Raw genomic sequence first — 13,154 nt, 5'->3', positions numbered from 1 at the left:
CGCATTGCGTTTGCGGTGGTGCTGGTCAGTCGTCGAAGCGGTAGTCGTCCTGCTCGGACTGCCACTCCATCCGCTCGACCGGGTCGGCGATCGGCTGCCACAGGGAGCGGAGCTCGATCGGGGCGGCGCTGTTCATGCGGAGGTCCTTCCGGTCAGGCGGCGCGGCGGCCGGTGCGGGCGGCGAGCAGGATCCGAACGGCGGCGATGTGGTAGCAGCGGCGGGCCTTGAGGCCGGCCGGGCATGAGCACCCGTCCGGCGAAGCGAGGTAGACGGTGGTGCCGTCCGAGCTGATCGCCCGGTAGACGTGCGGGCGGCTGGTCGCCAGGATCGCGCCCTGCTCGATGACCTCGCGCGCCTTGTCGAGCTGGAACGGCTTGAAGCCGTCCAGGCCGGGGGCGGTCAGGGTGATGACCCAGCGGCCGGCCACCTTCTGCGCGGCGAGCTTGCCCGCCTTGGCCCAACGCTGGGCGGTGCGGAGCGAGACGCCATGAGCGGCGGCGATCTCGCGCGTCGTGACCCGGGTGGCAGGGGTCGCGGAAGCCAAGGCCGAAGCCTGGTCCATGAGTCTCCTCCTGATGCTGCAGGTGGTATCAGGTCTCGGCTGGTGTTGGTAGCACCGGCTGAGCCGTCTTCGTTGGACCCCCTGACTGTATGGCTAATACATGCGCCCCGTCAACACATCTAGGCGGTAAAGACATGCGCCTCTATTGGGGGTACACTCCGGCCATGCCCCGTCCTGAACCGCCCTGGATTCCCGTCGGCATCGACGGCGTCGCCGAGCACCTCGGCGTTTCCGAGAACACTGTGATCGCGTGGCGACGTCGCTCCGAGAAGGAGTGGGTCACCGTCGAGAAGTTCCCTGAGCCTGAGGGCAAGATTTCAGGCCGTGTCTGGTGGTGGCTCGCCGACATCCTCGGGTGGGCTGAGCGGACTGGCCGCCTCAAGAAGGTTCGCCCGAACGGCTGACCCAGCAAAAAGAAGAACGGGCCTGCCCGGTGCTACCAACACCGAACAGGCCCTTGATCCCCACCTGCAGCATCAGGAGGAGACCCATGGTCAAAATACAGCCTGCCCACGTACAGGCCGAATCGAAGGACCGTGCCCGGCGTGCGGAAACGCCGGGCACCCCGAACGGCATGACGCTGGATGAGCTGCTCGCGCTGCCCGTCGCCGTCGACCTGGTGACGGCCGGCCGGGCGTGGGGCATCGGCCGCACCAAGGCGCACGAACTCGCGCGCCGGGGCGAGTTCCCCTGCCCGGTGCTGCGACTCGGCAACGCCTATCGGGTGACTCGCGCGGACCTCCTGCGGAGCTTGGGCGTCGCGCTCGCCGAAGCGGCCGGGAACGCCCCGGAGCAGACGAACGACGCGGAGCCAGCGTGGGCATCCGCCTGATCGTCGAAGTCATGGACCACGCCCCCGCGACGCTCACGCCTCGGGAGCGCTACGCCCTGCTCGTGCTCGCAGAAGACGCGCGGGACGAAACCCGGTTGTGCTCGAAGGGTGTCGAGAGCAACGAGAAGGTCATGCAGCGCTTCCGGGCGGGACGGAGCGAACGCGCGGCGATCCTCAAGGCGCTCATCGACAAGGGTGCGATCGAGCGAACGAAGCGCGGCCAGAAGCATCAGCACGCCGAGTTCCGGATTCTGCCGCTCACCCCTGCTCAGGGTCCGGGAAACCCGGACCCTGAGCGAGGGCGCGAGGGTGCTCAGCAGCCGGGAAATCCGGCTGCTGAGCCTGTGGATAAAAACTCTCAGGGTCCGGGTTCTGCCCTCTCAGGGTCCGGGTTTTCCGGTCTCAGGGTCCGGGAAACCCGGACCCCTTCCCCTCAGTCCCCTCAAGACCCCTCATCTCTCTCGAGCACCGAACGCCGCATCATGAGCGCCGTCGGAGCAACAGCAGAAGAGACGAGAGAGATCATCCGCATCATCACAACCGAGAACCAACCCCGGAACCTGACGGCCTACGCCACTCGCCTCGCCGAGAATGGCGACCTGGTCCCGCTGCTGGAACGAGTTCGCGCCGGAAGCCGCGCGGCCGTTCCTCAGACGACACCGGCCCCGCCGCCGCTGGCCGAGCTGCTCGGCCAGCGGCCGTGCCCCCACGGCACCCCCGGAGGTGACCAGCCGCGGCCCGGGATCGGTACACCACCCTGCCCACAGTGCCGCCGCGCCGCCTCAGCGCTCCCGACGCAGCCCACCCCGTCACCCTCCGCCGGGCCGCCGGACCTATCGGGTCTCCGCGCGGTCCTCTCCGAACTGGCGAGCAGTACCGGCCCTCAGGCACCCCGCCGCCCCGCACCACCATCTGCCCGTCCGGCCGCCGCCGGGGAGCGCTGACGTCACCCCGCCGATGCCCGCCGGTGCCGAGCGAGCGGCGGGAGGGTGGGCGGCGCCCGCCGCGGCGGGCGCCGGATGGGAGACCGAGGGAGACCGTTGGGAGACCGGCAGGAACACACGACCCCGGTTCCGGGCGTTCACGGCAGCACGGAACGGCATGCGGAAGCGCCATCTACCAGGCAAAACGTTCGGGGACGGCATCACTCATCACCGCCCGGCACGTCCCCCAATGCTCTTTTAATCCGTAGGTTCTGGGTTCGAGTCCCAGGCGCCCTACCACTCCCAAGCAGGGATTCAGGCCCTGACCAGGGCCTTTGTCCTTGTCGATCTTTCCCGGCACATACAGTCGGATGCAGTCCGATGCCACCGCCTGCCACTGTTCCCGGAACATACGCGGAATGGGATCGCGCCCGTACGCCCAGGTCAGCGTCCGGTTTCCGGAAGCCTCCGGAACGCTTCCGGGGGAACGTGAGCCGACACGACGAAGGACCCCGAGGGGTTTCCCGGGGTCCTTCACAGTCTCCTGCCGTCACGGTGGTCACGTGGTGAGCGCTTCCGTGATCCGCTTGTTGGCCATCTCGTGTTGCCCGTCGATGCACTTGGCGTAGACCCGAAGAAGCACATCGACCCCGTGGCCGGCCCGCTCGGCGACCTCCGGGGCGTGGACCCCGGCGTTCAGCCACAGGGACACCGCCGCGTGTCGCAGGTCGTACGGCCGACGCGCCAGCGGTGAGGCGACCTGATCGGGCGTGAAGGCGTACATGCGTGCCTGCCTCCAGACCATCGAGACCGTCAAGCCGGGGAAGCTCTTGCCGCTCCGGGTCCGGAACAGCCGGCCGTCCTCGGCGACGCCGTACCGGGTGATGTGCTCACGCAGGATGGCCACCAGTTCCAGCGGGATCGGCACGCGCCGGGTCGCCTTGCTGCCCCGATGCTTGAGGCCGCGTTCGTCGTTGGCCTCCCCCGAGTCGGTGTAGCGCTTGTTGCTCTCCGGCCGGGTCGTCTCCAGAGTCAGGGTTCCCCAACCGGTCGCCGGGAGATCGCAGTTCGCCTCACGCAGGCCGGCCGCCTCCGCCGGTCGCAGACCCCCGAAGTACATGCAGGCGAACATGGCCGCCATCATCGGCCCACGGGTACGGCCCGCGTAGGTCACGGCGACCAGCAGCCGACGCGCCTGCTCCGGGCTCACCACCGCGCGCCGGTCGATCTCACCCGTCGTCTTGACCTTGCGGAACTTGACCTTGTGGATGGGGTTCGCCGAAAGCTCTCCCAGTTCCACGGCGTACTCCAGGGCCTGGTGGAAGACGGCTCGCTTGCGCCGGTAGGTCGAGGCCGCCGCGGCCGTACCGTCCAGACGCAGGGAGATGGCCTCCAGCGCCGCCCGTGTGTGCTTCGGGTCCTCCAACGCGCTCAGGGGCAACGAGGCCGCCTCCAGCCACCGCACCACCCGCAGAGCCTTCAGTGAAGGAGTCAAGGGCGGCGCTGCGCGCCGCCTCGCGGCCCTGCGCCCGCTCGGCGACCGGGCGTGCGGCCTGGGGGCCGGTCCCGGCCGCCGGCAGCTCGGGCCGCACCTCCACTCCGCCGCACAACCAGGAGCCGGACCACTCGGTCATGCTCAAGCCGCGGGAGTCAGCGCCGTCGCTGCCACCAAGGCCATTCAGGCGACGCATGCGGATCCAGCGACGTCCGGGCGAGAAACCGCCTGTCCAGCGGGAGAACCAAGGAGTACAGGTAGGGCCTGGCCCATGGCGGCAAAGCCATGAGCGCCTGTTCCAGCCGCCAGCGTGGGGCCACTCCGCAGCATTCAGGGCACATGCATGTCGGTGCGATCCGGTCAACGGTTCCGGGGACCACTGCCTGTGCCCAAGCGAGCAACGCCTCCGCTACCTCGCCTGGCCGCATTCTGGTGTGCTCAAGCGTGATCACCGCGACCATGGGACGACGGCCAAGACCAGGGACCTGATGGATCGAAGCTCTGTGAGTTCCGCACACCGACCCACGCGCACGAACCCGAGAGGGGCGCCTACGAGGCATAGCCCTTTCTGATCAACGTCATAGGCATGATGATGGCACTGGTCGGCCCCGTTCCTCCACATGCCTTAGCGCGAAACAAGCGACGCCTCCGGCGGGGGCGCTCCGGCTCCGGGGTGATCGCCAAGGCCCGCGCATCGTCTCTAACCGTAAGTGGCTGAGGTAGGGGCCTGATCACCCCGCCCGCCATCGACCCGGGGCAAGCCGAGCAGACCAAGGCCGCCGGGTCCAGGTCGTTCGTCCAGTTGGGCGCTCCACCTGGACCCGGCGGCCTTGGCCCGCTTCCCCTTCGGGCGGGTCGACGGCAAACGGGGTGATCAGGCAGGCGGAGTGTGCGCGCCGCGCAATTCGAAGGTGAAGCGCTCGCGCCAGTTCCATTCCGCGTCCTGTTCCTGAACGCACGTCAGAATCCTGCAGATCTTGTCGAAGACCTCGGTCCCCAGGTTCGCCCTGCTTTCCTCCCAATGGGTCCACACCAGCTCCACCGGCCGTTCTACGTCGGTGCTCAACCTGTCCCAAAGCGCGGCGAGGTTGTGCCCGTAGTAGGGACCAAAGTCCAGCGGCCCCGCCAGTATCCGGTGGAAATCAGCTTCCGACCTGACCTGCCGGCCATCAACGACCACGCGCATCCTGCCGCCCTTCACATACGGGGTTCTGCTGGAGGAAGCTCCGGGCAGGGGTTCGGCATGGTGCCGCCGTGACGGCGAGCGATGTGGGCCTCAAGCAACCGGACCGCCAGCCCATGACCGTAGTGGAAGGCGAAGAGTCGCGGGATTGTTCCATCGGGGCCCGGGCGTTCGGGATCGGCCCCGTAGGCCAAGAGCACAGCGGTGCATGCAGCGTCCAGTGGCTCTCCGGTCTGGTTTGCTCCGTCCGCCTCCACATCGATCGCATGCACGAGCAGGGTCATGTCGGACCACACCTCATTCGGGTCGGCACCGGCGTCGAGCAATCGGATCAGTTCCCTCAGGTCGCCGTGCTCCACCGCGAAATGTGCCGGAGTCATCGGCTCGTGGGGTGTCGCCTTATGTTCCATGACAGTGATCAAACCAGAAGGTCTCTGCATTGGGACAGAATCGACTAGCCCTTCCCTGCAGAACAAAGTGGGAGTGCGCGCATCGCATACACCGCAGGTCCTGCGCCTGGCCGCCGGGCCATTAGCGGGCCATTAAGCAGGGTGGCGAGGGGGCAACCGCGGTTACTCATGACCGGTTCCACGCCCAGGTCAGTGCCCGTGCGAGCCGTGATCCATGCAATTCCCAAGCTGACAACGCCGTTTCCGTCTCTCATGGATTCCACTAAGGTGACAACCTTCGGACGGCGCGACCTTCCGGAGTCTTTGAAGGCGAACGCCCACGATGAACTTCGACCAGACGCCCGCACGATTCCGTCTCGACGCCGCGTTGAACCATATGGCCGTCACCTTTCGTGGTATGACCGCCCACCCCGACGAGCGCAACTGTGAGTGCCACTGGGGCAGCGCGGAGGAGCTCGCACGATTGAAGGAGCCGGACGCGGAGCTGGACCTTGATCTCCTGCATCGCACTTGGCGGGCCGGCGACTGGGACGATCACGCGTCGGTGCTACGCCGCATTCTGCCTCAGTTGTCGGGAGCCCTCGTCGGCGGCCTCGTCGAGCCTCTCTTCGGCATGGAGGAGGTCGGACGTTCATTCGCTCGCGGACAGTGGCAGCAGTGGCCTGCCGAGCAGGCCGCAGCGGTGCGGGAATTCCTGAACGCCTGGTGGGCCCACACTCTCCTCGACTCGGATCCCGCAGTGCCTGCACACGAGATCCTCGCTCTGTGCGCCGAAGCCTCCGCCACAATCAGCCCATGGCTGCACGTCTGGGAGGCGCAGACGTGCGCCGTGGCCGACCGCCACCTGGTCGAAGCGGTGACGCGCTGGGAATACGACTTGCTGGGAGACCAACTCCCGTGGGAGAGCTGGGACAACGAGGAAGAGATGTGTACCGAGTTGACGGCCTGGCTGATCCGTCATGCCCCTGCCCGACTCCGTGCCGCGAACGCTCCCGTGGAGTTGCTCCACCGGATACGACTGCTCGGACTTACCGGCCCCGCCCGCTGGGAGGACCCTCACTGGCCCGGCTACCGCTACTGAATCAGAACCCGCCACAGACCGGCCCCCTCTTGGTCGTCATACAGAGCAAGATCCGGAACATACACGGAATGACTTCACCGCAGTCGAAGGAGATTTAGCGATCACATGCGGGTCAACGCGTCCTCGGCCCATGCAAGGGCGATCCACTTTTAATCCGTAGGTTCTGGGTTCGAGTCCCAGGCGCCCTACCCGGTGTTTCAGCAGGTCAACGGCCCGATTCTCGATGACGCCATCGTGATCGGGCCGGACTTTTTCCTACATCATGCTCCCCGGTGTTCCCGCGTTCCACCACGCCGCGGTCGATTCCCGATCATCTCCATGAGCCGTGCGAGCGAGCCGCGCCACGCTGCGGCCACCGAGACGCGGGGATTGCAGGTGGCGCGGATCATCGAGCGCACGGCCGAGAGCGGACCGTGGGCGGGCACCCCGGCCGCTTCGGCCGGCAGGTACGGGTATGACGCCGTCTCATCAGGTCACGGTGCCAGCGCAAGACGGTGTCCGGGCGAAGGAGCTGATCAGAGGCCTGCCAGGTGATGCTGTTCAGCGCTGAGCGGCACTACTGGCCGCCCTCTTCTTTGTCGGCCGCGGACATGGCGAGCATGTCGTCGACGCACCTGCGCATCAGTTGCTCGAACTGAACGAGGTCCCGGTCGCTCCATTCGGCGAACGCGGAGTCGACGAGCCTCTGCCGGGCCGCCTCGAGCGCGTCCGTGATGCGACGGCCCGCACTGGTGATCACGGCTTCCTTGACCCGTCGGTCCGCCGGGTTCGGACGCCGCTCGATCAAGCCGAGCTCGGCGAGTTTGGCCACCTGCCGGCTGACGGTGGTGTGGTCGCGTCCTGCCCGTTCGGCGAGTTCGACCACGCCGATCGGCCCGAACCGCCGGATTCCGACGATCAGTTTGAACAACGCGCGGTCGAGATCGATGCCCGCTTCGGCCATGAGGGTCTCGTCGCGTTGCGGCAGGTTCATGAGCGCGATCAGGTCGACGAGCGATTCATGCAGGCGCCGGAACGCGATGTGCCGGCGGTGTTGGGAAACCATGCTCGCCACCGATGCCTTACGTGCCCTTGCGGACGGACGGGGAGGTGCCAAGGCGAGGATACCGGCAGCCTCCGGTAGGCCTGCGGTGCCCGGCGGAGACGCCGCCTTCGCATGGCGGGGACGCGGATGCGGGTGGCGAGGCGTGGCGGAGGCCGGGCCGTTCCCGTGATGGGTGATCGGTCTCCTCATGCCCGGCGTGGGAACGGATGGTCACGACGATCACATCCGTGGACATGCGCTCATAGTACACATAATTTTCCACCACTGGGACAGTGCGGTCGCGACACCTGGATCAGAATTTCTCCCACGCGAGGAGGGCCATAAAAGGCCAGTTCAAACTGCTCTGCTCGATAGCCGGGAAGCCGTCGGGGCGATGTGTCGGCCATGGAGAAGACTTGACGGCCGCTTCGAATGCGGAACATACTCCGTGCTAAATACACATAACGTCGGACCGGGCGGGATGGGCTGCCCGGCCGACCGTCACCGACGGAGAGGTGAACCGTGGCACGCAACGAAGAGCTTGATGTGATCATCTGTGGTTCCGGCGCGGCGGGATTGACCCTCGCCATCGATCTCGCCCGCGGGAACGTCGCGTTCCGGTTGATCGACAAGGCGCCGCACCCGTTCATCGGCTCACGCGGCAAGGGCATCCAGCCGCGCACCGAGGAGGTGTTCGAGGACCTCGGCGTGGTCGACCGGATCGTCGCCTCGGGGGGCGAGTACCCTCCCATGCGCACCTACACCCACGACGGACCGGTCGACAAGCACGCCGGGATCCTGCCGGAGCCGACGCCTGCCGAGCCGTACCAGATCCCGCTGCTCGTTCCGCAGTTCCTCACCGAGCGTCGGCTGCGGGAGCGGCTGACCGAACTCGGCCACGCCCCGGAGTACGGCTGCGAACTCGTCGGCTTCGATCAGGACGACGACGGCGTGACCGCGCGGATCGCCGCCCCCGACGGGGAGCGGACCGTGCGAGCCGCCTACCTGGTCGGCGCCGACGGCGGATCGAGCTTCGTCCGCAAGGCCCTCGGCATCGAGTTCCCCGGGAAGTCCCTCAACGTGCGGGCGCTCGTGGCCGACGTGCGGGTCGACGGCGCCTCGTCGCGCGTCTGGCACCGCTGGGGCAACGAGAAGCCCGAGCGGAGCGTCTCGCTGTGCCCGCTCCACGGCACCGACATGTTCCAGTACATGGCCCCGGTCCCCCTCGACGTGGACGTCGACCTCTCGGCCGAAGGGCTCACCGCCCTGCTCCATGAGCGCGGCGGCCAGGACGACATCGTGATCCGCGAGGTGTCCTGGGCATCGGTGTTCACGATGCAGGCCAGGCTGGCCGACGCCTACCGGCGTGGGCGCGTGCTCCTGGCCGGGGACGCCGCGCACTGCCATCCGCCGACCGGCGGGCAGGGCCTGAACACGAGTATCCAGGACGCCTACAACCTTGGCTGGAAGCTCGCCGCCGTGCTCGACGGCGCGCCGGAGTCGCTGCTGGCGACCTACGAGGAGGAGCGCCGACCGGTCGCCGAGGCGGTCCTCGGCCTGTCCAAGAAGCTGCTCGAAGCGGCCAAGAACCGCGACATGCGCCGGGGCCGCGAGGTGACCCAGCTCGATGTCGGCTACCCGGACTCGTCCCTGTCGCTGACCGGCCTGGAGCCCTACAAGGGCGTGGCGTCCGGCGACCGCGCGCCCGACGCTCCCGTCACCGGCGCGGGCGGGCTCGCCACGCGGTTGTTCAGCCTGTTCCAGGGACCGCACTGGACCCTGCTCGGCTACGAGCCCGGCGACGCCCCGGTCCCGGAACCGCGCAGAGGCCTGCGCATCCACGTCATCGGCGGCGACATCCTCGACACCGGAGGCCACGTCCAGAGCGCGTACGGGCTGTCGCCCGGGCAGTGGGCGCTCATCCGGCCGGACGGATACGTCGCGGCCGTGGTCGGCACCGCCGAACTCGGCGCGATCGAGTCCTACCTCGACGGCGTCGGCGTCCGTCCCGTGCGGTGACGCGTCTCCATTCGAGCACGACAGGTCCGCGCCCAGACGGCGGGGTCGCCGGTTCGGGCGACGCGGACACCGAGCGGTGGTCGCGGATCCCGGCGCCGGAACGACCCGGGTGCTTCACGGAAGCTTCACGATCTCGCTCGTACGGGCCACACGGCACACCGGTTTCCTACCGGTCATGGACAGCTCTCACCTCACGCGAAAACTCGTGGTCGCGGCCCATGCCGGGCTGGCCGGGTCGCTGGTCGGCGCCACCGCCCTGCACATCGGATGGGCGAAGCAGGTGGACACCGTGCGGCACACGGTCAGCGACTACGCGCTGAGCAAGAACGCCGCCGCGGTCTTCGCCGGGACCGTGGCCAGCCTCTCGGCGGGTTCGGCGGCGCTGCTCGCCGGGCTCGTGCGGTCCCGGCTGCCGATCGGAGCGCCGGCGACCGCGCTGCTGGGCGTGTGGTGCGGCGGCATGGCGCTCACCGGGATCTTCCGGACCGATCCGCAGGGCGGCGTCCCCACGGCCCGCGGGCTGACGCACCGATACGCGGCGGGCGGCGCGATCGCGACGCTCCCGGCCGTCGGGCTCCTGATCGCCCGGCGGCTGCAGGGCATGCCCGGCTGGGAGAGGAAGGCGCGGCCCCTGCGCCGCATCTCCTGGGCGAGCGCCGCCGGCGGCCTTGCCTTCCTGGCCACGCACGTGTCCGCCACGGCCGCCCGGCCCACCCCAGCCGTGCGGGCGATCGGCGGCTGGCTGGGCCTGGCCGAGCGGGCGGCCCTGACCCTGGAGCTGAGCCTGCTGTTCCAACTGGCCGAGGCGGTGCAGGCGAGCCGGGAGGAACGGTGACCTGGATCGCCATCGGCCTGGCGCTGCTGAACGCGTGCTGCTTCACGGCCGGGACCTGGCTGCAGCACAGTGTCTCGGGGGACGCGCCGTCCCTGGTGGCGGCGGCGCGGCGGCCCCGCTGGCTGGCCGGTCTGGCGCTGCTGGCGACCGGGGCGGTGTTCCAGGTCATCGCGCTGCGGCTGGCCCCGGTGACTGTGGTCGAACCGGCGGGCGTGATCGGGATCGTGGTGGGCGTGCTGCTGGGGCTGCGGGCGCGCAGCGACCGGCTGCGCCGGAGTACCGGGTGGGCGCTGGCGGCGATCCTCGTCGGGACGGTGGCGTTCGCGGTGCTCGCCGCGCTGAACACCGTGCCCGTCCCGATCACCACGGGAGCGCTGCTCACGGTCGGTGCGGCGGTCTCCGCCGTGGTGGCCGGCTGCCGGTTCGCCACCCGCCTGCTCAACGGCCGGGCGAGGTTCCTGGTACTGGGCGTGGGCGGGGGCGCCGCCTACGGCTGCACCTCCACGCTCGTGCGGGCCGCCACGGAGCGGTACGCGGCGCACGGCGCCGACGTGGAACTGCTCGGCATCCTCATCGGTCTCGCGGCGGCGGTCCTCGCGGGCTTCTGGCTCGTGCAGCGCGCCCACGCCGACGGGCCGCCCGAGGGCACGGTGGCGAACCTCACCGTCACGGACCCGCTGGTCGCCGTCTCCATCGGCATCGGCGTACTCGGTGAGGCACCCGGCCTGACCTGGCCGATCGCCGGTCTGGGACTGGTCTTCGCCGCCCTTGCGATCGGCGGGGTCGTCCGCCTCTCCCGCGACATCCCCACCGGCCCCGACTCCACCCAAAAACCTCCTTCCTGCGGCGCCTTTCACGACAGGAGCATCACATGCCCGGCGGCCACACCCAGCGCATCGTCATCGGCGCGGACACCTATCCTCCCGACGTCAACGGCGCGGCGAACTTCGCGCACCGCCTGGCCGTCGGGCTCACCGAGCGTGGTCACGATGTCCACGTCATCTGCCCCGCCGCCCAGGACGCCGTATCCGAGCGCGTCATGCGCGGCGGTCCGACGGTCCACCGTCTCGCCTCTTACGGCACCCCGTTCCATCCCAGCTTCCGCGTCTGCGTGCCCTGGCGGATCCGCGGAGCGGCCGCCCGGTTGCTGGACCGCATCGCACCCGACGTGGTTCACGTACAGTCCCATTTCGGCGTAGGCAGGACGCTGACCGCCATCGCGCGGCGCACGGGCGTGCCAGTGCTGGCGACCAACCACTTCATGCCGGAGAACCTCATCGGCTACGCCCCGCTGCCCGGCCGGCTCGCCACCGCGATCGGCCGGCTGGCCTGGCGTGACCTCCTCCGGGTCTTCCGCCGCGCCCGGATCGTCACCGCGCCCACCCCCCGCGCCGTACGGCTGCTGTGCGAGCAGGGCCTGGACGGTACGATCCTGCCGGTGTCCTGCGGGCTGGATCTGCGCCGCTTCGCGCAGTCTCCGGCGAGGAGAGCGGACGACGGACCGCGCGTGCTGTTCGTGGGCCGGTTGGACGCGGAGAAGAACGTGGACGTCCTCCTGCGCGCCCTGCCGCTGCTCCCCGAGCGGCTTCCGGTCACGGCCGAGATCGTGGGCGACGGCTCCCGCCGCGGCGAACTGGAGGATCTCGCCCGCGCGCTCGGCGTCGCCGACAGCGTCGTCTTCCACGGCCTCGTCGACGACCAGGAGGTCTTGGACGCCTACGCCCGCTGCGACGTGTTCTGCATGCCCGGTACGGCTGAGCTGCAGAGCCTCGCCACCATGGAGGCCATGGCCGCCGGAAAGCCCGTCGTCGCCGCCGACGCCATGGCCCTGCCCCACCTGGTGCGCCCGGGAGTCAACGGACTGCTCTTCCCGCCCGGCGACGTTCCGGCGCTGGCCGCGGCCCTCGGCTCGGTGCTGGGCGACCCCGTGACCCGGACGCGCATGGGCGACGCCGGCCGCGAGACCGTCGCCCGGCATGACATCGCGGACACCCTGGACACCTTCGAGACCCTCTACCAGGAAGCGGCCGAAACGCCCCGGCACTTCCGGATCGCCCGGGACGGGGGCAGGCATGAGCACCCAGCGCATTCTGGTCGTTGACGACGAGCCCAAGATTCGTATGACGGTACGCGGCTATCTGGAGGCGGACGGCTTCGAGGTCCTGGAGGCCCCGGACGGGCCGTCGGGCCTCGCCTCGGTCGCCCGCGAACAGCCCGATCTGGTGGTACTCGACGTGATGCTGCCCGGGCTCGACGGGTTCGAGGTGCTGCGCCGGATCCGTGTCACGAGTCAGGTGCCGGTGATCCTGCTGACGGCGCGAACGGAGGAGGTGGACCGGGTCATCGGCTTCACGGCGGGCAGTGACGACTACGTCACCAAGCCGTTCAGCGCCCGGGAGCTCGCCCTGCGGGCGCGGGCCATCCTGCGCCGGGCGGACGGCCCGGACCCGGCGCCGGAGGACCGCACCCTGCGTTTCGAGGGGCTGGTCATCGATCCCGACGCGCGGACCGTCGTCGCCGAGGCCGGCCGTACGGTGGAGTTGTCCGCGCTCGACTTCGACCTGCTGGTGGTCCTGGCCCGCGCGCCGGGCCGGGTGTTCACCCGCCGGGGGCTGATCGATCACGTATGGGGCCGCGACTTCTTCGGCGACGAACGCGTGGTGGACGTCCACATCCGCACGCTGCGGCGCGCGCTCGGCGACGACGCGAACGCGCCCCGCTTCGTGGGCACGGTGCGGGCCATCGGCTACCGTTTCCTCGCCCGGCCCGCCGGATGAACCGCCGGGGAG

At 69.4% G+C, this 13,154-nt stretch carries 13 protein-coding genes; 8 read left to right on the top strand and 5 right to left on the bottom strand.

Annotated features, from left to right (window positions below; translation table 11 throughout):
• Positions 1-152: 152 nt before the first annotated feature.
• Entirely contained in the window at positions 153-563 is a 411-nt protein-coding gene (locus tag IEZ10_RS30645) for a helix-turn-helix domain-containing protein (RefSeq protein WP_189250003.1), read from the bottom strand.
• 164 nt (positions 564-727) lie between these two features.
• Between IEZ10_RS30645 and IEZ10_RS30640 the strand changes: the two genes are divergently transcribed.
• From IEZ10_RS30640 to IEZ10_RS30630, 3 genes are all read left to right on the top strand, one after another.
• On the top strand, positions 728-967 hold the full coding sequence (locus IEZ10_RS30640; RefSeq protein WP_189250002.1) for a hypothetical protein: 240 nt from the start codon (positions 728-730) through the stop codon (positions 965-967).
• An 86-nt stretch (positions 968-1,053) separates the two neighbouring features.
• Positions 1,054-1,395 carry a hypothetical protein gene (locus IEZ10_RS39400; protein WP_229811812.1) on the top strand — a complete coding sequence of 114 codons (342 nt, stop codon included), beginning with the start codon at positions 1,054-1,056 and terminating at the stop codon, positions 1,393-1,395.
• Positions 1,380-2,339: a hypothetical protein gene (locus IEZ10_RS30630; protein ID WP_189250001.1), complete on the top strand. Its 960-nt coding sequence runs from the start codon at positions 1,380-1,382 to the stop codon at positions 2,337-2,339. Before IEZ10_RS39400 ends, IEZ10_RS30630 begins: the two co-directional genes overlap by 16 nt.
• 538 nt (positions 2,340-2,877) lie before the next feature.
• Here the strand turns inward: IEZ10_RS30630 and IEZ10_RS30625 are convergent.
• The 3 genes from IEZ10_RS30625 to IEZ10_RS30615 form a co-directional block, all read right to left on the bottom strand.
• Entirely contained in the window at positions 2,878-3,813 is a 936-nt protein-coding gene (locus tag IEZ10_RS30625; protein ID WP_229811811.1) for a site-specific integrase, read from the bottom strand.
• An 874-nt stretch (positions 3,814-4,687) separates the two neighbouring features.
• Positions 4,688-4,999 carry a barstar family protein gene (locus tag IEZ10_RS30620; protein ID WP_189250000.1) on the bottom strand — a complete coding sequence of 104 codons (312 nt, stop codon included), beginning with the start codon at positions 4,997-4,999 and terminating at the stop codon, positions 4,688-4,690.
• Between the two features lie 11 nt (positions 5,000-5,010).
• A complete protein-coding gene (locus IEZ10_RS30615; protein ID WP_229811810.1) occupies positions 5,011-5,406 on the bottom strand; it encodes an ankyrin repeat domain-containing protein in 396 nt (131 codons plus the stop codon).
• A gap of 322 nt (positions 5,407-5,728) precedes the next feature.
• On the opposite strand from IEZ10_RS30615, the gene IEZ10_RS30610 reads away from it, so the two are divergent.
• Positions 5,729-6,487 (top strand): hypothetical protein, encoded by a 759-nt coding sequence (locus IEZ10_RS30610; protein ID WP_189249999.1) that lies wholly within the window; start codon positions 5,729-5,731, stop codon positions 6,485-6,487.
• 556 nt (positions 6,488-7,043) lie between these two features.
• Here IEZ10_RS30610 and IEZ10_RS30605 read toward each other — a convergent pair.
• Entirely contained in the window at positions 7,044-7,532 is a 489-nt protein-coding gene (locus IEZ10_RS30605) for a MarR family winged helix-turn-helix transcriptional regulator (protein WP_189249998.1), read from the bottom strand.
• A gap of 501 nt (positions 7,533-8,033) precedes the next feature.
• Between IEZ10_RS30605 and IEZ10_RS30600 the strand changes: the two genes are divergently transcribed.
• The 4 genes from IEZ10_RS30600 to IEZ10_RS30585 all read left to right on the top strand — a co-directional run bounded on the left by IEZ10_RS30600 (position 8,034) and on the right by IEZ10_RS30585 (position 13,142).
• Positions 8,034-9,530 (top strand): FAD-dependent oxidoreductase, encoded by a 1,497-nt coding sequence (locus IEZ10_RS30600; RefSeq protein WP_189249997.1) that lies wholly within the window; start codon positions 8,034-8,036, stop codon positions 9,528-9,530.
• A 175-nt stretch (positions 9,531-9,705) separates the two neighbouring features.
• Positions 9,706-10,365, top strand: a complete 660-nt coding sequence (locus IEZ10_RS30595; RefSeq protein ID WP_189249996.1) for a DUF998 domain-containing protein — start codon at positions 9,706-9,708, stop codon at positions 10,363-10,365.
• 871 nt (positions 10,366-11,236) lie between these two features.
• Entirely contained in the window at positions 11,237-12,466 is a 1,230-nt protein-coding gene (locus IEZ10_RS30590) for a glycosyltransferase (RefSeq protein WP_189249995.1), read from the top strand.
• The gene (locus IEZ10_RS30585) at positions 12,438-13,142 is read left to right on the top strand and encodes a response regulator (RefSeq protein ID WP_189249994.1); all 705 of its coding nucleotides are present in this window, start codon (positions 12,438-12,440) and stop codon (positions 13,140-13,142) included. Before IEZ10_RS30590 ends, IEZ10_RS30585 begins: the two co-directional genes overlap by 29 nt.
• The last annotated feature ends 12 nt before the right edge of the window (positions 13,143-13,154 follow it).

The sequence above is a fragment of the Streptosporangium pseudovulgare genome, assembly GCF_014648055.1.
GTDB lineage: Bacteria > Actinomycetota > Actinomycetes > Streptosporangiales > Streptosporangiaceae > Streptosporangium > Streptosporangium pseudovulgare.
Note: the sequence above shows the minus strand (reverse complement) of the source record. Positions and strands in the feature narration are given on the sequence as shown.

Bases quoted from the DNA above. Each gene is read 5' to 3' on its own strand.
- IEZ10_RS30645 (WP_189250003.1), bottom strand. From the start codon at position 563: ATGGACCAGGCTTCGGCCTTGGCTTCCGCGACCCCTGCCACCCGGGTC.
- IEZ10_RS30640 (WP_189250002.1), top strand. From the start codon at position 728: ATGCCCCGTCCTGAACCGCCCTGGATTCCCGTCGGCATCGACGGCGTC.
- IEZ10_RS39400 (WP_229811812.1), top strand. From the start codon at position 1,054: ATGGTCAAAATACAGCCTGCCCACGTACAGGCCGAATCGAAGGACCGT.
- IEZ10_RS30620 (WP_189250000.1), bottom strand. From the start codon at position 4,999: ATGCGCGTGGTCGTTGATGGCCGGCAGGTCAGGTCGGAAGCTGATTTC.
- IEZ10_RS30615 (WP_229811810.1), bottom strand. From the start codon at position 5,406: ATGGAACATAAGGCGACACCCCACGAGCCGATGACTCCGGCACATTTC.
- IEZ10_RS30610 (WP_189249999.1), top strand. From the start codon at position 5,729: ATGAACTTCGACCAGACGCCCGCACGATTCCGTCTCGACGCCGCGTTG.
- IEZ10_RS30605 (WP_189249998.1), bottom strand. From the start codon at position 7,532: ATGGTTTCCCAACACCGCCGGCACATCGCGTTCCGGCGCCTGCATGAA.
- IEZ10_RS30595 (WP_189249996.1), top strand. From the start codon at position 9,706: ATGGACAGCTCTCACCTCACGCGAAAACTCGTGGTCGCGGCCCATGCC.
- IEZ10_RS30590 (WP_189249995.1), top strand. From the start codon at position 11,237: ATGCCCGGCGGCCACACCCAGCGCATCGTCATCGGCGCGGACACCTAT.
- IEZ10_RS30585 (WP_189249994.1), top strand. From the start codon at position 12,438: ATGAGCACCCAGCGCATTCTGGTCGTTGACGACGAGCCCAAGATTCGT.